This window comes from Micromonospora sp. NPDC048907, assembly GCF_055586885.1.
The window spans coordinates 505,342-531,472 of sequence record NZ_JBVJHI010000003.1 but is presented as its reverse complement, the minus strand read 5'-3'; the positions used below and the strand labels follow the sequence as shown (position 1 = coordinate 531,472).

17 protein-coding genes are annotated in these 26,131 nt (G+C 71.4%); 9 read left to right on the top strand and 8 right to left on the bottom strand.

Going from position 1 to position 26,131, the window contains the following annotated elements:
* The first annotated feature begins 129 nt into the window (after positions 1 to 129).
* On the top strand, positions 130 to 1,131 hold the full coding sequence (locus tag ACZ6PY_RS11960; RefSeq protein ID WP_466071455.1) for a LacI family DNA-binding transcriptional regulator: 1,002 nt from the start codon (positions 130 to 132) through the stop codon (positions 1,129 to 1,131).
* A gap of 5 nt (positions 1,132 to 1,136) precedes the next feature.
* Here the strand turns inward: ACZ6PY_RS11960 and ACZ6PY_RS11955 are convergent, their stop codons facing one another.
* The 3 genes from ACZ6PY_RS11955 to ACZ6PY_RS11945 all read right to left on the bottom strand — a co-directional run bounded on the left by ACZ6PY_RS11955 (position 1,137) and on the right by ACZ6PY_RS11945 (position 3,942).
* A complete protein-coding gene (locus tag ACZ6PY_RS11955; protein ID WP_466071453.1) occupies positions 1,137 to 1,862 on the bottom strand; it encodes a methyltransferase domain-containing protein in 726 nt (241 codons plus the stop codon).
* Positions 1,863 to 1,948: 86 nt separating this feature from the next.
* Entirely contained in the window at positions 1,949 to 2,266 is a 318-nt protein-coding gene (locus ACZ6PY_RS11950; protein ID WP_466071452.1) for a hypothetical protein, read from the bottom strand.
* A gap of 38 nt (positions 2,267 to 2,304) precedes the next feature.
* Positions 2,305 to 3,942, bottom strand: a complete 1,638-nt coding sequence (locus tag ACZ6PY_RS11945; protein WP_466071450.1) for an ABC-F family ATP-binding cassette domain-containing protein — start codon at positions 3,940 to 3,942, stop codon at positions 2,305 to 2,307.
* Between the two features lie 79 nt (positions 3,943 to 4,021).
* On the opposite strand from ACZ6PY_RS11945, the gene ACZ6PY_RS11940 reads away from it, so the two are divergent.
* The 3 genes from ACZ6PY_RS11940 (at position 4,022) to ACZ6PY_RS11930 (ending at position 5,563) form a co-directional block, all read left to right on the top strand.
* On the top strand, positions 4,022 to 4,792 hold the full coding sequence (locus ACZ6PY_RS11940) for an ROK family protein (RefSeq protein ID WP_466071448.1): 771 nt from the start codon (positions 4,022 to 4,024) through the stop codon (positions 4,790 to 4,792).
* A gap of 91 nt (positions 4,793 to 4,883) precedes the next feature.
* Positions 4,884 to 5,249: a tetratricopeptide repeat protein gene (locus tag ACZ6PY_RS11935; protein ID WP_313724336.1), complete on the top strand. Its 366-nt coding sequence runs from the start codon at positions 4,884 to 4,886 to the stop codon at positions 5,247 to 5,249.
* 59 nt (positions 5,250 to 5,308) lie between these two features.
* The gene (locus ACZ6PY_RS11930; RefSeq protein ID WP_046564396.1) at positions 5,309 to 5,563 is read left to right on the top strand and encodes a Smr/MutS family protein; all 255 of its coding nucleotides are present in this window, start codon (positions 5,309 to 5,311) and stop codon (positions 5,561 to 5,563) included.
* Positions 5,564 to 5,585: 22 nt separating this feature from the next.
* On the opposite strand, the gene ACZ6PY_RS11925 is transcribed toward ACZ6PY_RS11930, so the two are convergent.
* The 4 genes from ACZ6PY_RS11925 to ACZ6PY_RS11910 all read right to left on the bottom strand — a co-directional run bounded on the left by ACZ6PY_RS11925 (position 5,586) and on the right by ACZ6PY_RS11910 (position 8,163).
* Complete coding sequence (locus ACZ6PY_RS11925; RefSeq protein ID WP_466071446.1) at positions 5,586 to 6,008, bottom strand: VOC family protein; 423 nt, start codon at positions 6,006 to 6,008, stop codon at positions 5,586 to 5,588.
* 56 nt (positions 6,009 to 6,064) lie between these two features.
* On the bottom strand, positions 6,065 to 6,823 hold the full coding sequence (locus ACZ6PY_RS11920) for a helix-turn-helix domain-containing protein (protein ID WP_466071444.1): 759 nt from the start codon (positions 6,821 to 6,823) through the stop codon (positions 6,065 to 6,067).
* Positions 6,824 to 6,898: 75 nt separating this feature from the next.
* Positions 6,899 to 7,813, bottom strand: coding sequence for a hypothetical protein (locus tag ACZ6PY_RS11915; protein WP_466071442.1), 915 nt, complete (start codon positions 7,811 to 7,813; stop codon positions 6,899 to 6,901).
* The gene (locus tag ACZ6PY_RS11910; protein ID WP_466071440.1) at positions 7,810 to 8,163 is read right to left on the bottom strand and encodes a PadR family transcriptional regulator; all 354 of its coding nucleotides are present in this window, start codon (positions 8,161 to 8,163) and stop codon (positions 7,810 to 7,812) included. Before ACZ6PY_RS11910 ends, ACZ6PY_RS11915 begins: the two co-directional genes overlap by 4 nt.
* A gap of 131 nt (positions 8,164 to 8,294) precedes the next feature.
* On the opposite strand from ACZ6PY_RS11910, the gene ACZ6PY_RS11905 reads away from it, so the two are divergent.
* From ACZ6PY_RS11905 to ACZ6PY_RS11890, 4 genes are all read left to right on the top strand, one after another.
* Positions 8,295 to 9,470 carry a low temperature requirement protein A gene (locus ACZ6PY_RS11905; RefSeq protein WP_466071438.1) on the top strand — a complete coding sequence of 392 codons (1,176 nt, stop codon included), beginning with the start codon at positions 8,295 to 8,297 and terminating at the stop codon, positions 9,468 to 9,470.
* Between the two features lie 139 nt (positions 9,471 to 9,609).
* Positions 9,610 to 10,095 carry a hypothetical protein gene (locus ACZ6PY_RS11900; RefSeq protein ID WP_466071436.1) on the top strand — a complete coding sequence of 162 codons (486 nt, stop codon included), beginning with the start codon at positions 9,610 to 9,612 and terminating at the stop codon, positions 10,093 to 10,095.
* A 512-nt stretch (positions 10,096 to 10,607) separates the two neighbouring features.
* Complete coding sequence (locus ACZ6PY_RS11895) at positions 10,608 to 21,662, top strand: LamG-like jellyroll fold domain-containing protein (RefSeq protein WP_466071434.1); 11,055 nt, start codon at positions 10,608 to 10,610, stop codon at positions 21,660 to 21,662.
* Positions 21,659 to 22,123, top strand: a complete 465-nt coding sequence (locus ACZ6PY_RS11890) for an SUKH-3 domain-containing protein (RefSeq protein ID WP_466071432.1) — start codon at positions 21,659 to 21,661, stop codon at positions 22,121 to 22,123. Before ACZ6PY_RS11895 ends, ACZ6PY_RS11890 begins: the two co-directional genes overlap by 4 nt.
* A gap of 67 nt (positions 22,124 to 22,190) precedes the next feature.
* Here the strand turns inward: ACZ6PY_RS11890 and ACZ6PY_RS11885 are convergent, their stop codons facing one another.
* Positions 22,191 to 24,614 carry a M28 family peptidase gene (locus ACZ6PY_RS11885; RefSeq protein ID WP_466071430.1) on the bottom strand — a complete coding sequence of 808 codons (2,424 nt, stop codon included), beginning with the start codon at positions 24,612 to 24,614 and terminating at the stop codon, positions 22,191 to 22,193.
* 269 nt (positions 24,615 to 24,883) lie between these two features.
* Here ACZ6PY_RS11885 and ACZ6PY_RS11880 point away from each other — a divergent pair, with 269 nt between their 5' ends.
* A complete protein-coding gene (locus tag ACZ6PY_RS11880; protein WP_466071428.1) occupies positions 24,884 to 26,122 on the top strand; it encodes a PP2C family protein-serine/threonine phosphatase in 1,239 nt (412 codons plus the stop codon).
* Positions 26,123 to 26,131 lie beyond the last annotated feature (9 nt).

Genomic DNA, 26,131 nt, shown 5'->3' with positions numbered 1-26,131 from the left:
TGCTGTCCCGGTGACCTCGGTCACCGGGTGTCCCTGGTTTGTACAACGTTGTAAGCGACGCTGTAAAGCGATCGTTACGTCGTCGTGACGCGGTAGAGTGCGCCCCAGCAGTCACCGGGAGGAAGCGCAGTGCGGCACAGGCTCAAGGACGTGGCGGAACGGGCCGGCGTGTCGGTGAAGACGGTCTCCAACGTCGTCAACGGCTACCAGCACGTCCGTGCCGACACCCGGGCCCGGGTCGAGGCGGCCATCGTCGAACTCAACTACCGCCCCAACCTCTCGGCCCGCAACCTCCGCAAGGGCCGCACCGGCGTGATCGCCCTGGCCGTGCCCGAGCTGGACATCCCCTACTTCGCCGAGCTGGCCCGGCACGTCGTGACCGCCGCCGCCGAGCACGGCTGGACGGTGCTGATCGACCAGACCGGCGGCGGCCCGGAGCAGGAACGCAAGGCGGCCAGCGGCATCGGCGACCACATGATCGACGGTCTCATCTTCAGCCCCCTCGCGCTCACCGCCGACGACCTCGCCGGCCTCGACGGCATGCCCATGGTGCTGCTCGGCGAGCGGGTCGACCACGGCCCCGCCGACCACGTCGTGGTCGACAACGTGGCCGCCGCCCGGGAGATCACCGCCCACCTGGTCGGGCTCGGCCGCCGCCGGATCGCCGCGATCGGCTCGCAGCGCACCCCCGAGGGCGCCAGCGCGCGCCTCCGGCTCGCCGGCTACGCCGCCGCCCTGGCCGAGGCCGGCATCGCGTACGACGAGCGCCTGGTGGCGCCCGCACCGGCCTGGCACCGCGCGGACGGCGCGGCCGCCATCCGGCACCTGCTCTCGACCGGGGTACGCCCCGACGCCGTCTTCTGCTTCAACGACACCCTGGCCCTCGGCGCGCTACGCGCCCTGCACGAGTCCGGCCTGCGGGTGCCCGACGACGTGGCGGTGGCCGGCTTCGACGACATCGAGGACGGGCGCTTCTCCATCCCCACCCTGAGCACGGTGGCCCCCGACAAGGAGCGCATCGCCCGCCTGGCGGTCGAACTCCTCGCCAACCGCCTCACCGCGGACCCGGAGGCCCCACCCCGCGAACTGGTCGCCCCTCACCGCCTGGCCCTCCGCGAATCGGCCCCGTAACCCGGTCAGTCGAAGAAGCGGGCCAGGTGGGAACTGGACGGGGGTGGGGCGTCCGGTGGGAGCGGGGTCAGGTCGGCGAAGATCGAGGCGCCGTCGCAGCCCACGTGCAGCGGGTACCAGCGCGGGGTGCCGGGCGGGCGCTGGCCGCAGATGCCCTTGAAGGTCTGCACGTCGAGCAGGCGGACGTGGGTCGGGTCGGCCACCGCGTTCACATGCCGCCACCAGGGGCTCATCACGTGCAGCACCCCGCCCGGGCGCAGCGCCCGGTGACACTCGTCGAGCAGCGGCAGGAAGTCGATCAGGTGCTCCAGGATGTGCACGGCGAAGAGCACGTCCACCGAGTCGTCGGCCAGCGGCAGCGAGCCGGACAGATCGGCCACCGCGTTCACCCCGGGCGCCGCATAGATGTCCAGGCCCAGGTTGCCCGGCCACTGCTTGGTCGCCCCGCAGCCCAGGTCCACCACGACCGGCGCCCGGCCCGCGACGCTCACCCGGCACCAGACGCCGAGCACGCCGTCGAGCCGGCCCACCAGGTCCCGGACCAGCCGCAGCTGCGCCGGGTCGGCGACCGCGCCGTCCAGGTGGGCGACGCCCCGGTCGAAGCGCACCTCCACGGTCAGCCCGCGCAGCCGCTCGTCGTGCCGGGCCTGATCGGCCCACGCCTCGGCGAGAAAGCCGTCGACCTCCCGCAGCCGCTCGCCCGAGAGTGCGGATTGCGCCACCGCCACCATGCGCCCACCTCCGGGCGGCGCGATACCCGCATCCCCGCCCGATATGCCTCCCCCGCTGGGACCGGGCGCCCCCGGCCGGCGCGGGGTCAGCCGGCGATGGTGCGGCGGGCGACGCGGGAGCCGCGCATCCGCTGGCGCGGCTGCGGGGCGGGCGCCTTCGGCCGTTTCAGGTGGTAGCGGTGCAGCTCGTTGTTGCCCGGCAGGGACGGGTCCTCGCTCATCGCGACCAGTTCCCAGCCCTGGTCACCGGCCCGGTTCAGGTGGGCCAGCGCGGTGTCGCCGTACGGCGTGACGTCGATCATGGATCCGTCGGGGCCGTACCAGATGAAGACGACCTCCCACCCGATGTCGGTGGTGGCGGCCTGCCGCCGGCGGACCAGCAGCGCGTACTCCCACTTGAGCATGGGCTCATTCTCACCCCGCGCCGCCGGGTCGGCACGGCTCAATCTTCGGCGATCCGCCCGTCCGCCACCCGCAGCCGCCGGTTCACGCTCACCGCGTCCAGCATCCGCCGGTCGTGGGTCACCAGCAGCAGCGTCCCCGGATAGCTCGCCAGGGCCGATTCGAGCTGCTCGATCGCCGCCAGGTCCAGGTGGTTGGTCGGCTCGTCGAGCACCAGCAGGTTCACCCCGCGGCCCTGCAGCAGGGCCAGCGCGGCCCGGGTGCGCTCGCCGGGGGAGAGGGTCGCCGCCCGCCGCAGCACGTGGTCGGCCCGGAGGCCGAACTTGGCCAGCAGCGTCCGCACGTCCGCCGGGCTCAACCCGGGTACGGCGGCGCCGAACGCGTCCAGCAGGGGCTGGTCGCCGAGGAAGAGCCCTCGGGCCTGGTCCACCTCGCCCACCACCACGCCCGGGCCGAGCGCGGCGTGCCCCTCGTCCAGCGGCAGCCGGCCGAGCAGCGCCGCCAGCAGGGTGCTCTTGCCGGAGCCGTTCGCCCCGGTGATCGCCACCCGGTCGGCCCAGTCGATCTGGAGGTCCACCGGGCCGAGGGTGAAGTCGCCCCGGCGTACCCGGGCGCCCCGGAGCGAGGCCACGACGGCGCCGGCGCGGGGCGCGGCGGCGATCTCCATCCGCAGCTCCCACTCCTTGCGCGGCTCGTCGACCACCTCCAGCCGTTCGATCAACCGCTCGGTCTGCCGGGCCTTGGCCGCCTGCTTCTCGCTGGACTCGGAGCGGAACTTGCGGCCGATCTTGTCGTTGTCGGTGGCCTTGCGGCGGGCGTTCTTCACGCCCTTCTCCATCCAGGAGCGCTGCGTCCGGGCCCGCGCCTCCAGCTGCGCCCGGGTGCCGGCGTACTCCTCGTACTCCTCGCGGGCGTGCCGGCGGGCCACCTCCCGCTCCTCCAGGTAGGCGGCGTAGCCGCCGCCGAAGTGGTTGACCTGGCCCTGGTGCAGGTCCAGCTCCACCACCCGGGTGACCGTCCGGGTGAGGAACTCCCGGTCGTGGCTGACCACCACGGTGCCGGCGCGCAGGCCGGTGACGAAGCGTTCCAGCCGGTCCAGGCCGGCCAGGTCCAGGTCGTTGGTGGGCTCGTCGAGCAGGAAGATGTCGTAGCGGCTGAGCAGCAGGGAGGCCAGCCCGGCCCGGGCCGCCTGGCCGCCGGACAGCCCGGTCATCGGGTGGTCCAGGTCGACGCGGAGCCCCAGCTCGGCGGCGACCTGCTCGGCCCGCTCGTCCAGGTCCGCCCCGCCCAGGTCGAGCCAGCGCTCCAACGCCGTCGCGTACGCGTCGTCCGCGCCCGGCGCCCCGGCGGTCAGCGCCTCGGTGGCGGTGTCCAGCGCCGCCTGCGCCGCGGTCACCCCGGTGCGCCGGGCCAGGAACCCGCGGACCGTCTCGCCCGGCCGGCGCTCCGGCTCCTGCGGCAGGTAGCCCACGGTGGCGGTGGGCGGGTTGGACACCACCGACCCCTGCTCCAGTGGCTGGAGCCCGGCGAGGGTGCGCAGCAGCGTGGACTTGCCGGCGCCGTTCACGCCGACCAGCCCGATCACGTCGCCGGGGGCGACCACCAGGTCCAGGTCGGTGAAGAGGAGGCGGTCGCCGTGCCCGGCGGTGAGGTCCTTGGCGATCAACGTGGCGCTCATGAGGAGATCAAGCCTACCGGCGGCCCGGATCGGACGACCCGGGCTCGGGGCCCGACCGGGGTGAGGGAGACTCACAGCCGTGGTGACCACTCTGGCGATCGACTGCGGGGGCGGCGGGATCAAGGCCTCCGTGCTGGATGCGGCGGGGACCATGCGCGCCCGGCCGCTGCGCGTCCCCACGCCGTACCCGCTGCCGCCCGCCCTGTTCGTCAAGACGCTGCTGGATCTCGGCGGCCGGCTGCCCCCGGCGGACCGGCTCACCGTCGGGATGCCCGGCATGATCCGGCACGGCGTGGTGGTGGCCACCCCGCACTACGTGACCCGCTCCGGCCCGCGGAGCCGGGTCGACCCCGACCTGGTGACCGAGTGGTCCGGGTACGACGCGCGCAGCGCCCTGGCCGAGGCGTTCGGCGTGCCGGCGCTGGTGCTCAACGACGCCGAGGTGCACGGCGCGGGCGTGGTCGCCGGGACCGGCTGCGAGCTGGTGCTGACCCTCGGCACCGGGCTGGGCAGCGCGCTCTTCGACGGCGGGGTGCTCGCCCCGCACCTGGAGCTGTCGCACGCGCCGGTGCGCTGGAACACCACCTACGACACGTACGTCGGGGAACCGGAACGGCGGCGTCTCGGGGACGCGTTCTGGTCCCGGCGGATCCGCCAGGTGGTGGACGGCCTGCGGCCGGTGTTCCGCTGGGACCGGCTCTACCTCGGCGGCGGGAACTCCCGACTGATCCGGCCGGACCAGCTGACCCGGATGGGCGACGATGTCGTGGTCGTCCCGAACACGGCCGGGATCGTGGGCGGTGTCCGGGCCTGGGAGCTGGTCGGGGACCGGTACGACCCGACCTCCTGAGCGCGATCTTCCCCGAAGGAACACTCGCGGTACGGCTGGTGTTGTGCCAGCGTCGGAGGAAGGGCTGGCGCGACACGAGGAGGTGGGTCGAGTGGATCTTCTGGCGGAGTACCGGCGGGCGACCATGTTCTTCGAAGCGGGTGACCCGACCGGAGCGGCCCGGCTGCTCGAACCGATCGTGGAGGCCGAGCCCGGCAACTCCTCGGTCCGGCAGCTGCTGGCCCGGGCGTACTTCCAGTCGGCCCAGCTCAACCGCGCCGAGGAGCAGCTGCGCGAGCTGGTCGACCGGGACCCCAGCGACCACTACGCGCACCACGTGCTGGGCCGCACGCTGGAGCGGATGAACCGCCCCGTCGACGCGCTGCGCCACCTGCGCATCGCGGCGGCCATGTACTCGACCAACGCCGACTACACCGCGGCGCTGCGCCGGGTGGAGGGCAAGGTCGGCGGCCGCTGACGGACGACCTCGAAGGGCAGCCCTGCCGGGCTGCCCTTCGGCGTACCTACGATGGGCTGGTGAAGCTCAAGCTCGATCTCCACGACATCTACAACCGCGGCCACGACATCGACCGCGCACTGCGCGGCATCATGGACGAGGCCGTGGCGAAGAAGGCCACCCTCGTGGAGATCATCCCCGGCAAGGGCTCCGGCCAGCTCAAGAAGAAGGTGCTGCGCTTCCTCGACCAGAAGGACGTCAAGCAGCTCTACCACCGGGTCGAGAAGGACTCGAAGAACTTCGGCCGCCTCTTCGTCCACTTCCGCTGGAAGTAGCCCGGCATCCGGCGAGACCGGCTCAGTCCTGGCCGATGGCCGGACCGTCGCCCATGGCGCTCGGGTCGTAGGCCAGGAGTTCCCAGCTGTGGCCGTCCGGGTCGTCGATCGCCCGGTTGTACAGCCAGCCCAGGTCCTGGGCCGGGCGTGGCTCGGTGGCGCCGGCGGCGAGTGCCGCGTCCGCGAGGCGGTCGACCTCCTCGCGCGACCCGGCGGCGAGCGCGTTGATCGCCTCCGTGGCGCCCTGCGCGATGGGCCGCCTGGTGAACGTCGCGAACTGCTCGTGGGTCATCAGCTGCACGGCGATCGCCTCGCTGAGCACGACCTGCGCGGAGGTGTCGTCGGTGAACTGCGGGTTGATCGTGCCGCCCATCGCCGCGTAGACCTTCTTGCTCGCCTCCAGGTCGGCGACCGGCAGGTTGACGTAGATCTGCGTGTAAGCCATCTCGGTGCCCTTCGGGACGCTCTGTGGTGCCGGTGCGTTCCGGCGTCGACACCACGTTATGGGCGTACCTCGGTGTCGGTCTTGTACAGGAGCGACAGCACCTCGTCGGCGTCGAGCCGCCGCAACTGGGTCGCCGTACGTCCCAGGAAGCGGGTCAACGAACGCGCCAGGTGCGGCTGGTCGTGGTACCCGACCCGCTGCACCACCTCGATGGCCGCCGCGCCCCCGAGCAGGAGCATCGCGGCTCGCCTGGCCCGCTCGATCTGGCGGATCGTGCCCTGGGTCAGCCCGGTCGCCGCGACCACCCGGCGCTGCACGGACCGGGGCGTGACCAGGGTGGTCGTGTCCCCGCGGAGAACATCGGTGACCAGCGGATCGCGGACCAGCAGGCCGGCACGGACCAGACGGTCCACGAAGACGTCGGCGTTGTCATAGGTCGGTAGCTGCCACTCGTCGCCCTGCAGGACGAACCGTCGTGCCGTCGTGTGCGGGCTCAGCACCGCGGTGTCGACCAGGCCGGACACCGGCATCGGCGCCAGGAACGCACCGTGCCTGAAGATGATCCCGAAGGTTTCGCCGTCTCCCGGGGCCAGGTCCAGGACGGTGGGCGTCGTCTCCGGACCGCGCACCGCCACGTTCGTCTCGCCCCGGTCGTGCCAGACCACGAGCTCCCAGTTCGAGTTCGCGACCGAGCGCATCCGCGCCGGCGACGACCCCGTCATCTCGCCGGCCCGGTAGATCCGCTCGACGTACGGGGAGTCGGACGGGCGCTGCTCGACACCCAGATCCAGATCCAGCCTCCGGTCGACCGTCACGATCGGGAACGTAGCACGACCAGGTAGCGGGCCTGATTCGCGTTTCACGGAACCTGTGCGGGGGCGTTCCCGGTTCTACATGCGGGCCTGGCGGCGGCCGGCGATGGTGCCGGCGGCAAGCGTGATCACCATGACCGCCGCGAGGACGAGGATCGTGCTGACGGTGGTTCCCAGCTCCCACCCTGCTCCGTGGAAGTAGAGCTGGTAGGTGGCTTGTGCCGAGGCCGGCGCCAGGAGCAGCACGGAGGCGACCATGGGCATTCGCGCATCGATGGACGCGGTGATCACGGCCAGTGCGGCGAACGCGTACAGGGACATCAGTGGTGCGTCCGACCAGCCGTTGACCGGGTTCGGCGTCAGAGCGGCGACTGCCAGTGCGGCGGTGACGGGCCAGGCCCACGGTCTGGTGGCGGGCGTTCGGGGGGCTCGCAGCAGAGGGAGCAGCACCAGCGAAGCCAGCACCGCTGGCCAGAACCTGGGATTGATCGCGCCCTGGAGGCTGTGGGCCGACCAGAACCAGGCCGATTGGTCCCACCAATTGTCCGACCAGTATTGCGCGGCCACGGTCGATACTGCCGCGGCGAACGCCAGTCGGTAGCTACCCCCCGCCGCAGCGAAGAGCGCGATGGTCAGCAGTGCCGGGGCAGCGATGAACCACCACGCGTCGGGCCTGTACGCGGGGTCCAACAGCACCATGGCCACGACCGCGATCGGACCTCCGGCCCAGAGTGTCAGGCCGTACACGAGCAGGGACAGCGCGGACAGCCGCAGCGCGGAGCGTCCCAGCGCCGATCGCGAGCCGAGGCGGTCGACACCGGTGCGGGCGCGGAGGCCTCCGACCACGAGCGCCACCGATTCTCGTAGGCTCGGCCGCCGCGGGTTGTCGGCCGTGGCGAGCAGGGTTTCGAGCATCTCGTCGGCGCGATACTGCCGGTAGGCGCGGGGGTAGGCCCGCAGCAGCCACCGGTAACGGCGCTCCAGCTCGGTCATGCCGGCACCACCCGCCCCGCCGCCGTCGGACGGACGGAACGGTTCCGGACGACGCTGGCCGCCGCGGCCATCCGCTCGGCTTCCGCGCTCAGCGCGGACCTGCCTCGCTGGGTGAGCTCGTACGTGCGGCGGGCGCGACCGTTGACCACCGCCTCCTCGGCCACCAGCACCATCTCCTCACCGGTGAGCCGATCCAGGGCGGCGTAGAGGGTGCCCGTGGTGAGGCGTACCCGCCCGTCGGACAACTCCTGCGCCCGCTTGACGATCGCGTAGCCGTGCAGGGGTTCGTCCTGCAACGCGGCCAGGATGAAGTAGGTGGGTTCGCGCATCGCCGCGAAGGGCCTAGTCATGCCGTCTACATAAGCAGATGATCGACGTATAGGTCAAGGTTCGATGTGCGATCTCCGGTTGGCGTCCCGGCGAGCCGCTGCGCCGGGATAATTTCCGCAAAGGGGGCGCCCTTGGGCGGCGGGAGGCCGGCATGACGAGCGGAGGCAGCAGCGAGCTGGTGCGCCCGCCGAACGCCTCGACCCGCGCCACCCTGCTGGAACTGCTCTTCGACGTCGTCTTCGTGGCGGCGCTGGCGCTGGTCTCGATGCTGATCGCGAACCGGACCTCGTGGAACGGCGTCGCGCCCGTCGTGATCATGCTGATGGCGATCTGGTGGACCTGGTCGATCACCTCGACCACCACCGACTTCTACGATCCGGACCAGCGACCCATCCAGACCATCCTCATGGTGACCATGCTCGGTGCCGTGGTGACGGCGGCGGCGCTGGCCGTCGACTCGCACGCGCTGGTCTTCGCGGCCGGCTACGTGATTCCGCACCTGGTGCGCGGGGTGGTGCTGGTGACCGTGCTGCACCGGCAACATCCCCTGGCCGAGCGGCGGGCCGCCCGCTTCCTCTTCTGGTTCGTGATCTCCAGCTTCTTCTGGTTCGGCGGGGCGCTGCTGCCGCACGGCTGGGCGTGGGCGCTCTGGGCCGTCGCCGTGACGATCGACTACATCTCGGCCGCGGCGCGGTACCCGACGCCCGGTCTCGGCCGGGTGCCGTTCGCCCAGTACGAGAAGACGACCGACCACCTGGGTGAGCGCTACCAGCAGTTCATCATCCTGGCGCTCGGCGACGTCATCCTGGTGCCGACCCTGGAGATCAGCGCCTCCGAGTTCACCCTGGCCCGGTCGGTCGCGTTCCTGACCGCCTTCGCCTCGATGCTGCTGCTCTGGCAGATCTACGTCCTGCGGGCCGGCTCCATCGTGCGGACCACCGCGCCGGGGCTGCTGCGGCGGGCGACCCGGCTGGCGCCGTACACCCACCTGGTCATGCTGACCGGCGTGGTCTGCACCGCCGCCGCGTTCGACCTGGTCGTCGAGCGGCCCACCGGTGACACGCCGGTGCGGTGGATCGCGCTGATCCTCGGCGGGCCCGCGCTCTTCCTGGTGGGGCGAACCCTGTTCACCTACCGGATCGTGGGCACGTTTCCGGTGCACCGGGTGTTCTGGCTGGTGGTTCTGCTGGCCGCCATGCCGTGGGTGGGTGGCTGGCCGCCGGTGCTGGTCACCACCTTCGTCGTGCTGGTGCTGCTCGGGGTGGTGGTCGGGGACACGATGGGTGGGCGGGCGGCCCGTCCCCCGCTGCGGGGGCGCCCCGGCTGACCGGAGACCGACGGTGTCCTGCGTCGGGGCGGCGGGGCGAGCCGTCTGCCTCATAAGATCCCCGCGCGGCGGCCGTGCCGGTGGGACGCCTGCCAACCGTCTACCACCGGTAGTGGAGGGGACAGTGAAGGACAGGCGCGTGCGATGGGTCGCGGCAGGCGTCGTGCTCGTCGCCGGCATCGTCGGTGTGATCTTTCTTACCGGGGGCGGCGACGAGGAGGTCCGGAGCCGTCGCTACGGCGCCTTCACCAGCTGCCTGCTGACCGACCAGGAGGGGATCGCGGGCGCCGCCGCGGCCCCCGCGTGGGCCGGGATGCAGGATGCCTCGCTGGCCACCTTGACCAAGGTCCAGTACCTGTCCGTCATCGGCGGGCAGACGGCGGACAACGCCGCGACCTTCGTCGCCAGCATGGTCCAGTCGCGGTGTGATCTGGTGATCCTCACCGGTGAAGCGCCCCGTGCCGCTGCCGTGGCGGCCGCCGGTCGCTTCCCGGAACAACGGTTCGTCGCCATCAGTGATCAACCCGGCGAGGCGCGGGGCAACCTCACCTGGCTCAGCGGATCCCCGGAAGCCCTCCGTATCGAGGTGGGGGCTGCCATCCGGGACGCCGTCGGGGCCGGGTGACGCTGGTCGACGTATAGCAGATCTTGCGGCGGTGAATGTGCCGCCGGACAGTCAGGTTTGTTCAGCGCTTCGGCTCTGTCCGCTGGCCGCTGGTAGGCCGATGATTCCTCTTCGTCAATGCGACCTGACGGGGAGGTCCGGCGATGTTGCGGAACGTGTTCGGGAGTGCTCGGCCGAAGGGCCGGGGGAGGCGTTCCTCGCGGGCGCCCTTCCGACGTGTGGGGATTGTGCTCATCTTCGCCCTGGGTCTCCTGGTGGCGGTACCTCCCGGGGCCGTGCCTCAGGAGGGGACGTTCCCCCTGAGCTGGCTCTGGTCCTGGGTGCCGCAGCGCGCCGCGTGGTCGGCGGCCGTGTCGGACGGGCCGGCCCAACGGTCGGCGGGGGGAGCGGCCGGTCGGGACCACTACGCGTCGACCGCCGAGACAACGGCCGATGGCGGCGCCGGCCGTCCGGCCGGACACGCCCCCGGCGCCAACGGTGTGACGCAGCCCCGGGAACCGGGTGTCAAGCGGATGACCACCCCGCCGATCCCCGGCAGCCGGGGCTTCGATCCCGCCCGGAGCCGACGGGTCGGCGAGCAGGCCGAGGCGAATGCGGATCTCTACCGGAACCCGGACGGCTCGGTCACCCGCAAGCTGCACGAGCTGCCGATCAACTACCGGGCCGGGGACGGCTCGTGGCAGCCCATCGACCGGACCTGGACCAGGTCCGGAACCAGGTTGAAGCAGAAGGCGAGCCCGCTCGCCATCGACCTGGCGGCACAGGCCGACGACCCACGGCTCGCCGTCTTCCGCTTCGACGCCGAGCGCTCCATCTCCTGGAGCCTCCAGGGGGCGGCCGCCGTCCCGCCGGTCGTCACCGAATCGTCTGCCCTCTACCCCTCGGTCCTGCCCGAGACGGACCTTCGGCTGACCGCCGGCCCGCGAGGGCTCAAGGAAGAGCTGGTGCTGCACTCGCCGACAGCGGCGAACTCCTGGGTCTTCCCGCTGACGCTCAAGGGGCTGACGGCGACCCTCGAGCCGGACGGCTCCATCGCTCTGCGGCAGGCATCGGGCAATGCCGTCGGCGCCATCCCGGCCGGTTCGATGCACGACTCGCACATGGAGCCGGGATCCGGGGAATTCACCACGTCCCAGGCGATTTCCTACGAGCTGATCGACCTCGACGGCGACCAGGCGCTGCGCGTGACGGCGAACCGGGAATGGTTGCAGGATCCCCAGCGGCTGTTCCCGGTGACCGTCGACCCCTCCGTCACCAACGGGTACGACACCACTGCCGACACCTACATGCAGTACGGGAACGACATCAACCACTCGGGCGAGGACAACCTCGCGGTCGGCAGCTGGGACGGCGGCACCCACCGCTCTATCTCGCTGCTCGCATTCCAGAACTTCGGCTCGGCGTTCAACTACAAGAACCTCAGTGCGGTCAAGCTCAAGCTTTACTTGACCTGGCAGTACAACTGCACGGCCCAGGAGTTCTGGGTGCAGACCCTCACCCAGTCCTGGAGCGCCTCCACCGCCCGGTACGGCGGCATCCCCTACGCCGGCCCGGGGCTCGGGAGCACGTTGGCCAGGCTGTCACCCAACTCGGCGAAGGCGTGTGGCAACACGGGGGCCGACCGCGCGGTCGGCGACTGGGTCACCGTTGATCTGCCCGTGTCGACGTTCCAGAACTGGGCGAACGGGGGCGCCAACTACGGCCTCGCGTTGAACACCAACCAGACCAACAACCCTCAGTTCAAGCGGTTCACGTCCCGTGAGGGGCCCAACCCGGTCTTCACGCCGTACCTGGAGTTGACCTACACCGACAACGTCGCGCCGCAGGTCAACTCGCAGTACCCGCCGCACGGCCACACTGTCAACACGCTCACGCCCGAACTCCTGGCCAACGCCGTCGACCCGGACGCCTTCCCGTCCGCGCTGAGCTTCGACTTCATGGTGTACGACCGCAGCGCCACCAAGATCGCGGAGTCCGGCTGGCAGCCGTACATGACCTGGGTGGTGCCGTCGGGCAAGCTCAAGTGGAACGAGGGCTACACCTGGACGGTCATCGTCAAGGACGGGAACCTGGCCAGTACCTCTCAACAGTTGCAGTCCTTCTCGACCGCGGTGCAACAACCGTTGGCCGCCGGAGGGCTGGCACAGAACGGTGATCGTGGGTTCGACCCCGGCGCCGGCAACTACACGTTCAACGTCACCGACGCCTCCGTCCCGACGGTCGGGCCGCCGCTGGCCATCGCCCGCTCCTACAACAGCCTGTCGAAGCGGCGTGGTTCGTTCGGTGAGGGCTGGTCGAGCGTGCTCGACATGCGGATCGTGGACCCCTGGGCGTTCATCATGTACCCGCCGCCGTATCTGAACGTGACCTATCCGACCGGCGAGGAGGTGGCGTTCGGCCGCAATGCCGACGGCTCCTTCACTCCACCGCCCGGCCGGTTCGCCAGGCTGTCCGAGCAGCCGGACGGCGGGTACGAACTCGTCGACAAGGACGGCACCACCTACACCTTTCGCACCGGCTACACCGTGCCTGGCCAGTATGACCTCACCACCATCACGGACAGCAACGGCCGCACGTTGAGGTTGCACTGGACCTACGAGGCTGTCGAAGGGCGACCGACGACCATCACGGCAGCCAACGGGCGGTCACTGCACCTGAAATGGTCGACAGCCCGGGAGGTCTACCGGCTTCTGTCGGTCAGCACGGACCCGGCGGTCCCCGGCGACGACACCACCGTCTCGACCTGGAACTACGAGTACAGCGGCGGGCTGCTCACGAAGGTGTGTCCGCCGACCTCGACGGTCAAGTGCACCACCTACACGTACACCACGAGCAACCGCTACCCGGAGACCCTGCTGCGCGCCAACCCGCGTGCGTACTGGCGGCTCGGGGAGTCGTCCGGCACCACCGCGGCCAACGGGGTGCTGGAGGCCGCCGGCGCGGAGAGCGGCACCTACAACTCGGTGACGTTGGGCCAGCCCGGTGCGCTGCCCGGCACCACCGCGACGGCGCCCGTCTTCAACGGCACGTCCTCCTACGTCAGCCTTCCGGTGACCGACGTCGACCCCGCCGGCTACAAGTCGGTGAGCCTCTGGTTCAAGATGAACGCCGGCTCCACCGCGGGCGGCACGCTGTTTGCCTACCAGACGGCGCCGATCACCCTCGGTCCGACGTCGAACTTCACGCCGGCCCTCTATGTCGGCACCGACGGCAAGTTGCGCGGTGAGTTCTGGACGGGAGCCGTCGAACCCATCACCTCCTACGGCGTTGTGAACGACGGCCAGTGGCACAACGCCACGCTCGTCGGGGACAAGACGAGTCAGACCCTCTTCCTGGACGGCTTCCCCGAGGGGACGCTGAACAAGCCGCTGGTGCCGCAGACCTATCCGGCGAAGTACGTCTACGTCGGTGCCGGCGAGACGAACATCTGGCCGGCACGCCCCACCAACAGCAAGGGTTTCTTCCCCGGTTCCATCGCCGAGGTGGCGCTCTTCGACCGGGCGCTGAACCGGTTCGAGGTGGACGACCTGGACCGTGCCAACAGCGGGGCCTCGCCGATCAGCTCCGTCGTGCGGGCGTCCGGCAACGTCCAGACCGCGGTGCAGTACGACGGGGTGACCGGGCGGGTCAAGCAGGTCACCGACGAGCACGGCGGGGTGTGGAAGATCGGGGCCGGCACGGCGGCGGGGTCCTACCGCGTCCACGCGGGTGCGGTGCTCGGCGCCGACCCGGCGGACTACTGGCGGCTGGCCGAGAGCGGCACGACCGAGGCCGTCAACGAGGTCAACGGCGGCATCGCCCGCTACAACTCGGTGACCCTGGGCACCGCCGGCGGGCCGTTCGACGATCCGGCCCGCGGCGATGACAACACCGCTGTCGCAACCTTCAACGGCACCTCCTCGTACCTCAAGATGCCGGACAACGACGTACCCGGGACCGGCCCGCAGTCGATCGCAATGTGGTTCAAGACGCCCGCCGGGTACACCGGCGGCGGGGTGCTCTTCGGGTCGCAGGTGGCCACCGTCGATGCCACCGGCACCCCGGCGAGCGGCTGGAGTCCCCACCTCTACGTCGGCACCGACGGCAAGCTTCGCGGCAAGTTCTGGAACGGCAACAACACGGCCATCACCTCGACCGGCTCGGTCAACGACGGGAAGTGGCACCACGCGCTGCTCGCCGCCTCGGACATCAGCCAGACCCTCTACCTCGACGGGGTGGCGGTGGGCACCATCGCCGGTGCCCTCTCCTCGTACGGCGCGGTCAACGCCTACGTCGGCGCGGGCCGGGCGGTGGGCTGGGCCGCCGCTCCCACGAACGCGAACGGCTACTACAAGGGTGAGATCGCCGAGGTCTCCGTCTACCGCGGCCAGCTCACGGCGGCCGACGCCGGAGCCCAGTTTACGGCGAGGTCCAAGTCCTCCGGCGCGCTGACGAAGACGTACCGGGTGACGGATCCGGGTAACAAGCAGCTCGTCTACGTGCACGACCTGGCCGACCGTAAGATCGAAGAGACGGACGCCCTCGGTCGGACCACCCGCTTCGGCTACGACGTCGCGGGCTTCCTCCGCACCACGACCGACCCGAACGGCAACGTCACCACCACCGAGCACGATCCGCGCGGCAACGTCGTCGCCTCGACGACGTGCCAGGACCGGTCGCAGAACAAGTGCTCGACGGTCTACTACACCTATTCCGTCAACTCGACCCCTCCGGCCTTGTGGAAGGACGCCGGGCCGATCTTCTCGCCGGGTGACTTCGACGGCGACGGTGCGGGCGACGTGATCTATCGCAACAACAGCGACAAGAACCTCTACCTGATGCGGGGCAACGGCCGCGGCGGCTGGCTCACCAGCGTTCCCGCGAAGCTCGGCGGGGGTTGGGGCAGCCCGGACCAGATCTTCTCCCCGGGCGATTTCGACGGCGACGGCAAACGGGATGTCATCTCCCACCTTCCGGGGGAGAGCAACTTCCGTCTCTGGCGCGGCGACGGCAAGGGCTGGTGGGCCGCCACCACCGACAAGGTGATCCCGTCGACCTTCGGTGCTACCGCCCAGATGGTCTTCTCCCCGGGTGACTTCGACGGTGACGGCAAACCGGACGTGCTGTTCCGCAAGTCGACGGACAACAACCTCTACCTGGTGAAAGGCAACGGGGCCGGTGGCTGGCTGACCGGCACGCCGATCCAGATCGGCACCGGTTGGGGATCGGCTCAGATGATCTTCTCGCCCGGTGACTTCGACGGTGACGGCAAGTCGGACGTGCTCTACCGGAAGTCCACCGACAACAGCCTCTACATCGTCAAGGGCAACGGGACCGGTGGCTGGCTGACCGGAACGTCGGTGCTGGTCAGCGCGGGCTGGGCGGACGTCGACGCGCTGTTGTCTCCCGGCGACTTCAACGGCGACCGCAAGGCCGACGTGATCCGGCGCGGCAGCACGGACCGCGACCTGTACCTCATGCGCGGTAACGGCACCGGCGGGTGGGCCACGGGTACCCCCGAGAAGCTCGGCGCGGGCGGCCCCGACCCGCGCAACGACGCCATGCTGACCATGCGGGACGGACGGTCGACCTCCGGGGTCTCCGACAACCGCTACCTCACCACGTTCGGCTACGACGAACAGGGCAACCGGACCACGGTGACCGACCCGCTCGACCGGCTCACGACCACCACGTACACGGACGGCTCGACGGGGGCGGAGGGCGGCGGGGTGGCCCCACCGGGCCTGCCGTCGACCGTGACCTCACCGGCCGGCACCAGCCAGCAGCTGTTCTACTTCGCCAGCGGCGACCTGGCGCGCACGGTGGACGCGGCGGGCAAGGAGACCCGCTACACGTACGACGGCATCGGCCGGGTCACCGCGAAGAAGGAGATCACCGAGACCTTCCCCAGCGGCCTCGACACCGTCTACGAGTACGACAAGCTGGGCCGCGTCGTGACCCGCATCGATCCGGCCACCACCAACCGGGTCACCGGTGCCGTGCACACCCCCGTGAACAGCACCGTCTACGACGACGACGGCTTCGTCCTCTCCGAGACCGTCACCGACACCACGGGCGGGGACTCGCCGCGAACCGAGTCGGCCACCTACAACGCCTTCGGGCAGCAGGACAGCTCGACGGACGCGTCCGGGCGGGTGACGCGGTTGGAGTACGACTCCTACGGCCGTGCGGTGAAGGAGATCGGCCCCGACGGCGGGCAGATCCTCACCACCTACGACGCGGCCGGGCAGCAACTGGCCACGACTCTCCTCGGCTGGACCGGAGACCCCAACGCGCCCCAGCCGGCCCGGGACCTGGTCCTCTCCTCGAAGGAGTACGACCCGGCGGGCCGGCTCGCCACCGAGACCGACGCGATGGGCTGGCAGACCAGGTACACGTACACGGACAACGGCCTGACCGCGACCATCACCCGGAAGGACCCGAGCACCGGTGCGACCTTCCTGGTGAAGAAGACCGAGTACGACGGCGCCGGCAACCCGGTCACGGTGACCACCAACGGCGGCGCCACGGTCACCACCAACACGGTCGACCCGGCTAACCGCGTCTCGCGCACCGTCATGGACCCGGACGGTCTCCAGCGTTACACCGACTTCGAATACTCCCTCGACGACCAGCTTGTGAGTGAGACCCTCGGGGATCCGGAGGCGACCCGGGAGCGCCGCCAGACGACGTACGACCCGATGGGCCGTCCGTTGAGCGAGACGACGTACCTCGGCGTGAACTCACCCGTCAGCCGGTGGACCTTCGACGGTGACGCCACGGCCCGCCTGTCCGATGCCACGGGCAACAGCCCGGTCAGCGCCACCGGCCCGGTCGACTGGGGCACGGCCCGGGGCGGCATCGCCGAATTCGACGGCACGGCCGTGCTCACCGGCACGGCCCCGGTGGTCGATCCCGCGCAGAGCTTCACGGTCGCCGCCTGGGTCCGGGCCTCGGACAAGGTCGGTACGAAGACCGCGGTGTCCGGACCGGGCGCGGCTGGATCCGCCTTCGAGCTGGGGCTCGACGGTGGCCGGTGGCAGTTCGCCCTGCGTTCGGCCGACTCGGTCGACGGCACGGTCGTCGCGGCGACGGCCACCAGCACCCCGCAGGCCGACACCTGGACCCACCTGGTCGGCACCTACGACGCCACGACCGGGACCATCCGCCTCTACGTCAGTGGGGTGCTGGAGGGCACGGGCACCGGGGCGGCCTCCTTCACCACCCGGCGGCCGCTCCAGCTCGGTGCCGGGACGACCGCCGCCGGGACCGGCGCCTTCTGGTCCGGCCAACTGGACGACGTGCAGCTGTACCAGCGGACGCTCCCGGCCGCCGAGGCCGCCCAGGTGGCCGCGGGCACCGCTCCGGCCGCCACCCTGTCCGTCGTCCGGACGACCTACGACATCGACAACGGCGGTCTGGTGCGGGCGACCACCGACCCCACCGGAGCCACCACCGACACCCAGTACGACGAGGCCGGCCGGCCTTCGGTGACGGTGGGCCCGGCTGTCTCCACCGAGACGGGTGGAGGTACGGCGGTGCAGGCCCGGCCAGTCTCCTACGTCGGGTACGACACCTTCGGCGGCGTGGCGGAGACCAAGGACCCGAACGGGAACGTCACGGTCAACGACTACGACGGCGCCGGACGGATCGTCGCCACGCACCTGCCCAGCTACACGCCACCGGGATCCGGGACACCGGTGCACCCGGTCACCCGGCGAAGTTACGACGAGCTGGGCCAGCTCGAGTCCCAGACCGACGCCCGGAACAAGACCACCAGCTACGACTACGACCAGCTCGGCCAGTTGGCCACGGTCACCGCACCGGACGGCGGGGTCAGCCGCTTCACCCACAGTCTCGCCGGTGACCAGCTCTCGGCGACGGACCCGGCGGGGGCGCGCACCGAAGCGACCTACGACTTCCTCGGTCGTCAGGTGACCTCCACCGAGATCGTCCGGCAGACCGGCGCCAGTCATACCACCAGCTACGCCTACGGGCCGGGAGGCTGGCTGTCCTCGGTGACCTCGCCCGCGGGGGTGGCCACGTCCACCACCTACAACGCCGCCGGGGAGCCGGTTACCCGCACCGACGGCGCCGGCAAGGTGACCCGGTACGACTACGACGGGCTGAGCCGGCTCGTCCGCACCACCCTCCCGGACGGGACGTACGACACCCTCGGATACGACATGGCGGGCCGGACCGTGTCGGCCTCCTCCTACCAGGCCGACGGCACCCGGTTGCGCGGCAAGGCCTGGGCGTACGACCGGGCGGGCCGCCCGATCAGGTCCACCGACGCCCGCGAGACCACGACGACGTTCGCCTACGACGCCGACGGACGGCTGGTCTCGCAGGTGGAGCCGATCTCCGCGAGTGACTCGATCACCACGTCCTTCGGCTACGACCTGGCGGGGAATCCGACCCGGCTGACCGACGGGCGCGGCAACCGGTTCATCACCACCTACAACGCGTGGAACCTGCCGGAGTCGCGGATCGAGCCGGCCACCTCGCGGTTCCCCGATGTGGCGGACCGTACCTTCACCGTCAGCTACGAACCGGGCGGGAACGTCGCGGAGCAACGGGCGCCAGGCGGCGTCACCGTCACGAACAGCTATGACGACGTCGGCCGACTGGTCGCCCAGGTCGGCGCCGGCGCGGAGGTCACGAGCCCTGACCGGGCCTTCGGGTACGACCGGGCCGGCCGGCTGACCTCGGTGTCGGGCACCTCCGGTACGAACACCTTCACCTTCGACGACCGTGGGCTCCTGCTGACCGCCGACGGACCGTCCGGTGCGTCGTCCTTCACCTGGTCGCCGGACCGCAGGATGGCCACCCGTACCGACGCCGCGGGCGTCACCACCTACGGCTACGACACGGCGGGCCGACCAGCGACCGTATCCAACCCGACCGCGGGTGTCGCCCTCAGCTACACCTACAACTCGCTCTCGCAGGTCGAGACGATCGGGTACGGCGCCGGGGGGAACACGCGGAAACTCGCCTACGACGGCCTGCACCGGCTCACCGGCGACACGCTGAGCACGCCGGCCGGTGACACGGTCGCCAGGATCGCCTACGACTACGACGCGAACGACAACGAGATCTCGAAGACGACGACCGGCTTCGCCGGCTCGACCACCAACACCTACACCTACGATCTGGCCAACCGGCTGACGAGCTGGGACAACGGCACGACCCCGGTGGTGTACGCCTACGACAAGTCGGGCAACCGTGTCCAGGCGGGCACCGTGACGTTCGCCTACGACGAGCGAAACCAGCTCACCAGCTCCAGCAGCGGCGCCAGCTACCGGTACACCGCGCGCGGCACGCTGGCTTCGGTCGACTCGGCTGGTGGCACGGCGACCACGGCCACCGACGCCTTCGGTCAGGTGCGGTCCCAGAGCGTGGCCGGGGGAGGCACGCAGACCTACGAGTACGACGGTCTGGGCCGGGCGCAGCGCCCCGGGTTCCAGTACACCGGGGTCGGCAACACCCTCGCCGCCGACGGTGCCGCGCTCTACACCCGGGACGTCACGGACGATCTCATCGGTGTCCGGGCCGGGGCGGAGAACCGGTACGCGTGGGTCGACCGGCACACCGACGTGGTCGGTCAGTTCGCCGGCACCGCCACCGCACTCGGCGGTTCCACGGCGTACGACCCGCTGGGTCGGCGCCTGGCCGGCGCCGGCATGACCGGCAACCTCGGCTACCAGTCGGGCTGGACCGACGAGGCGACCGGACGGGTCAACATGTGGTCCCGCTGGTACAACCCGGAGACGGGCCAGTTCGACACCCGTGACTCGGCCAACCTGACGGCGACGCCCACCTCGGTGAGCGCCAACCGCTTCGCCTACGCGGACCAGAACCCGCTCACCGCAACCGACCCCACCGGCCACTGGCCGAACTGGAGCAAGACCTTCAAGTCCGTGACGTCCGGCGTCTCCAGCGCCTGGCGTGCCACGACCAGCACCCTCTCGACCGCCTGGAACACGACCAAGAGCCTGGTCTCGGCGGGGTGGAACTACACCACCAACTACCTGTCGCAGAAGTGGAACGCGGCCAAGAAGTGGGCCACTGACCTCGGGAAATCCGCGCGCGACAAATACGAGAAGGCCAAGGACTGGGGCCGGAAGAAGATCGACGAGGGGCGTAAGTGGGTCGAGGAGCGGAAGGAGGAGCTGAAACGCCAGGCCAGACAGCTGGCCAGCAACGTCAAGCAGGCCGGTAAGGGCATGGTCACGAAGGTGATGAGCAACAAGCTCGTCGCCAAGACGGTCAACGGCGTCGTCGACGCCTACAAGGCCACCGAGAAATGGGTGCAGGAGCACAAGGCCGACATCGCCGGCTTCGTCGTCGGCGCGGTCGTCGGCCTCGGCTGCGGTGCCCTGATTGGTTGGACCGGAGTCGGTGCCATCGCGTGTGGAGCACTCGCCGGGGCGGCCGGTTCCCTGGTCACCGGGTTGATCAACGGTGAGCGGGGGATGGACCTGCTGAAGAGCACTGCGCTCGGGGCCCTGGGCGGGGCGGTCGGTGGCCTGGGCGGAATCGTCGGTGGCCGGATCGCCAGCGCCGTGGGCAGCCGCCTGGGCAGCTTCGCCGGCTCGTTGGGCGGGCGCATGCTGACCGGTGCCATCGGTGGTGGCACGGCGGACGCTCTCACCCAGTTGGCCACCACCGGTCACGTCAACCTGACGCAGGTCGCCCTGGCCAGCGGTGTCGGTGGTCTGACCGGCGGCATGAGCAAGGGTCGATCCAGCAGCGCCTGTCACAGCTTCGAACCCGGCACCCGTGTCCTCATGGCGGACGGGAGCATCCGCCCGATCAAGGACGTCAACATCGGGGACAAGGTCAAGGCGACCGACCCGAAGACCGGCGAGACGACGGCCAAGCCGGTCACCGCCCTGCACCTCAACCGGGACCGGGACCTGGCCGACGTCACGGTCACCACCCGCACCAAGGGCAAGGCCGCTGCGAAGTCCACCCTGAAGACCACCCAGAACCACCCGTTCTGGAACGAGTCGTCGCGCTGGTGGGTGATGGCGGGTGCGCTGACCGCGGGAGCGGCGCTCCTCTCGATCGGCCCGAGCACCGCCGCGGTGGCCGAGGTGCGCAACCACGTCGGCGCGCAGAACATGCGCGACCTCACCGTCGCGGACGTCCACACCTACTACGTGGTCCCCGACGACGTGCCGATCCTCGTACACAACAACAACGACCTGTGTGATGTCGCCAGGCGGGCGGGGTCGACCAGCAACACCAACAACACGGCCGTCGCGGCCGCTCGGGACACGTACACGGGCGAGGTCAGGACCGCCGAGAGTGGGGCGGTTCCCGCGAATGTCCACCCGCGACTGCTGCCGCGCCTGCAGGAAGCGCAGGAGATGCAGGCGAACGGAGTCCACCTGGAGGAGTGGGACCCCGGCGTCTGTGCCGAGTTCCACGCATGCAACAACGTGATGAACGATGTCGACGCTCACCTGGACGAGATCGAGTACGGGACCGTCCGGAAAGAGGACGGCTCTCCCTACCCGTCGTGTGGATGGTGCCGCCATATCCTGATCGGCGGTGGCGCGAGCGAGAGGACGGGAAGATGACCGAAGGGCCGGTCCCCGACGCGTCACTCGGCACCTTCTTGACGGGACTGGGGTGGAGCCCGGGCCGCCGGGTGGATTCGGCGGGGATCGTGTCCCTGTGGAAGGAGCGAGGCTACCTGCCGTCGGAGGCTGCCATTGGTTTCGTCGCCGAATTCGACGGCATCTCCTTCGAATATCCGCGACACGCTGTCGTCGGTGGCCATGACGAATGCGTGCTGGACGCGGTCCGTGCGACCGGCGCGGTCAGCCTTTCCACCGTCGATCGATATGAGAAGCGCGTCGGCTGCAGACTTGCCCCAGTCGGGTTGGCTGCGTCCAATCACCTCGTCCTGATGGTTGCTGATTCCGGTCAGGTCTATGGCGGCTACGACGCTTTCCTAGGGCTCTATGGTCGTGACGGGAAGAGTGCCCTCTGGAACATTTACCACCGCGTGAGCCCGATTCGGCTGCCTGAGAGTTGACCGCGATCGGCAAGGGGCGGCCCGGCACACCCGGTGTGCCCGGGCCGTCCCTGTTCCCGGGTATCGGCTAGATCGGATACGTCCGGGCGACCGCCAGCATCTCCGAGCTGTGCGAGCCCACCACGCCGACGCCCGCGGGCCGGGCCCGGAATCCGGGCAGTCCGCCCAGCCCGTCGCTGGCGTCCATGGCGCGCAGGTTCACCTGTCCCGCCTTCGGCACCAGGGTCAGGGTGACCTCGACGCCCTCCGGCGGCGGGGCGTGGAAGACGACGCCGAAGCCCCACCGGCCGTCGCGCGCCTTCACCGGCACGTCCCGCCCGGCCACGGTGGCCGACCGCACCTGCGCCGTGGACGTGTCCACGTGCAGGGAGAGCAGCCGGACCGGCCGCTGCGGCAGCACCCGCACCCGCAGCACCCGCTGGTCGCCGGAGCGGGTGTCGGACAGGGTCTCCACCTTCGGGGCGGGCAGGTTCGCCGCCGGGGCCGTCCCGCTCCGCAGCTCCGCGTCACCCAGCCCCGGGAAGTCGTCGGCCACCGAGACGGTGCGGTCCACGTACCCGTCGGTCCAGGGTTGGGGGTCCTCCTCGTGGCTGAGCCACTGCGCCTTGCCGGTGCCGGCGTCCAGGGCGTACATGAGGTGGGTCGGCACGGGATGCGCGGCGTCGAAGCGGTCCACGGCCAGGCCGACCCCGGCGAGCACCACGGCCGCGAGCGCGGCGGCGCCGGCGGGCAGCGCGCCGAGCCGGCGGGCCCGGAGCGCGAGCAGGCCGCGCTGGCCGCCGGCCTGCGGGTGCAGCAGGTCCACGACGGGCAGCGCGGCCAGGCCGAGCAGCACCGCCACGAGCGCCGCCACGCCGCCCATGCCCATGCCGAGCGCCGGGAAGAGCAGCACGACGGTGGGCAGCAGGATCACCACGGCGACCGCGCCGGCCAGGGTCACGGCGACCACCGGCCACGGGCCGTCCCGGCGGGTGGCCAGCGCCGCCAGGCCGGCGAGCGCCCCGGCCAGGGCGGGCAGGGTGGTCAGGTACGCGCCGCCGGGCACCAGCACGGCGAGCAGCACCCCGAACAGGGCCAGCCAGACCAGGCCGCCGAAGGCCAGGGCGGCCGGGCCGGCCCAGCGGCGGGTCAGCGCGTACCAGGTGAACAGGATCGCGGCGGCGAGCGCCACCACGGCGAGCCGGTACCAGACCGGGCGGTACGGGTCGAGCAGTTCGGCGTAGCCGGGGCGGACGGTGGTGACCGCGGTCCAGAGCAGCCACGCGCCCAGCGGGGCGGCGACGACCGGGACGAGGGCCAGCGCGGCGCCGGCCGCGAGCCGTCCGCTGGTGGCCCGGCCGCGCCGGCGCAGCAGAGCGCCGAGCACGCCGACCGCGAGCAGGGCGGCCAGCGCCAGCGGCAGGGTCAGCCAGCCCGGGTAGCGGACCAGCCCGCCGGGCACCGGGAAGTAGGTGTCGTCGTGGCCGGAGCGCAGGTCGCGCAGGTCGGTCCGGCCGAACTCGCGGGCCAGGCCGAGCGCGTTGTCGCCGTGCATCTGGAGGCTGCCCCGGTTCATGGCGGCCGGCACGTCGAGCGGGGTGTGGTAGACCGCGCCGCCGTCGATGTACGCGGAGTTCAGCCCGACGAACCGGTGGTCGAGGAAGGCGGTGAAGTCGGTGTCGTTGGGCAGCGCCCGGTAGATCTCCACGGCGAACGAGGTGCCCACCGGGTGCGGGGCGGCCCGGCCGAAGGCCTCCACCAGCTTCGCGTTGTTCCGGGACGTCTCGAACATGATCACCGGGCCGGTGGAGCCGCGCGCCTCCAGGTTGAGCACCACGCCGCCGTCGGCGGCCAGCGGATGGTCCGCGGCGAAGCCGGCGGCCCCGCACAGGCACGCCTCCTCCGCGTCGGTGAGTACCAGGACCACGTCGTTGCGGGGACGTGGGCCGGCGGCCAGCGCCCGGGCCACCTCCAGGATCGTGGAGGTGCCGGCCGCGTCGTCGTTGCCGCCCGGCCCGGACTGCACCGAGTCGTAGTGGGCCACCAGGAACACCCGTCCGGTCGGGTCGGTGCCGGGCAGCCGGGCCACCACGTTGCGGACGCGGGCCAGGGTCGCGCCACCGGCCGCCCCGCTGAGCTGCCCGGCCTCCGGGGCCACGGTGTCCTGCACCTCGGTCTCCAGGCCCAGCCCGCGCAGCACGCCCACGACGTGCTCCCGGACCTGGTCGTTGGCGGCGCTGCCGGCCACGTGCGGCCGCGCCGCGATGACCTTGACCTGCTGGTACGCCCGCTCGGCGCTGAACGCGCCCGCGGGCGCGTCGGCCGGGCGGGGCGCCGGGGTGGCCAGGTCGACCAGGACGACGGCGCCGACGGCGAGCAGCGCGGCGAGCGCGGCCAGCGCGGCGGGCAGCCGCCGGCGCGGCCGGGCCAGCGCCCGGTCGGCCGGTCGGGTGGGAGGCGGGCCCGGCCGGGCCGGCGCGCGGTCGGCGGCGCGGGTGGGGGGTACGCCCACGGGTGGCTCCTCGGGGTGCTTCGGGGGTGGGCATCATCCTGCACCCCCGCGGCCTGCGGCGGCACTCCCGCCGGCCGGTGCGCTCCCGGCCGGACCCCGGTCGCGGCGTACCATCGGGCGTTGGCCGTGCCGCTGTTCGTCGAGTGGATTCGCTCACCCCGCCCGCGCCGACTCCGGTCGTGTTGTGTGCGACCGTTGTCTGATACAGGATCAGCAGCGCACTCGGAAGGAGCCCCGACATCACCAGCGAACTCCCGCGTCTCGCGGCGGTGACCCGGCCGCACCGGGGCGTCGGCCTGCCCGGCGTCCCCGTCGCGCCGCAGGCCGGGCTGGGGCACTACGGTCGGGTGCCGCCCGGCGAGCGACTGCGGGTCCTGCTGGTCGAGGACGACGAGGGCGACGCCTTCCTGGTCGGCGAGCTGCTCGCCGAGACCAACTCGATGATCGACCTGCTGGTCGCCACCAGTCTCAGCGAGGCCCGGCAGCGGGTGATGGGGGTCGACTGCGTCCTGCTCGACCTGGGCCTGCCCGACGCGCAGGGCCTGGACGGGCTCCGCCGGGTGCTGGAGATGGCCAGCGGGGCGGCGGTCTGCGTGCTCACCGGCCGCTCCGACGAGCACCTGGGCATCGTCGCGGTCGCCGAGGGCGCGCAGGACTACCTGGTCAAGGGTCAGGTCGACGGCGTCCTGCTGACCCGGGCGCTGCGCTACGCGGTGGAGCGCAAGCGGGCCGACGAGAACGCCCGCCGGCTGCGCGAGGTGGAGCTGCGCCAGGCCGAGTCGGCCCGCCTGGAGCGCGGTCTGCTGCCCCAGCCGCTGATGACCACCGACCAGGTGGCGGTGCACACCTTCTACCGCCCCGGCCGGCACGCCGCGCTGATCGGCGGCGACTTCTACGACGTGGTGCAGACCCGGCCGGACCGGATCGACCTGATCGTCGGCGACGTCTGCGGCCACGGCGTGGACGAGGCCGCCCTCGGCGTCGAGCTGCGGGTGGCCTGGCGGGCCCTGGTCCTGGCCGGGGTGCCGGACGACGAGGTGCTGCCCGCGCTGGAGCAGGTGCTGATGAGCGAGCGCCGGCTCCAGGAGATCTTCGCCACGGTGGCCACCGCCCGGCTCGACCTGGCGGCCAACCGGGCCACCGTGCGACTCGCCGGCCATCCGCCGCCGCTGCTGCTCAGCGGGGGTAAGGTCGCTCCGGTGCCGGCCCCGGGCGGTCTGCTGCTGGGTGTGCGGCCGCGCCGACCCGTTGCCTTCGACCTGGAGTTCGACACCGATGACTGGTCCCTGCTGATGTACACCGACGGCCTCATCGAGGGTCGGGTGGGCAGCGGTGACGACCGGCTGGACGTGCCGGGGCTGACCGACCTGCTCGCCGACCCCGCCAACCGCGCGGTGTCCCTGGCCGAGCTGCCCGCCTGGCTGGTCGGCCGCGCCGAGCAGCTCAACGGCGGTCCGCTCGCCGACGACGTCGCCATGCTGCTGGTCACCCGCGGCGGTGGCCGGTGAGCGCCCGGA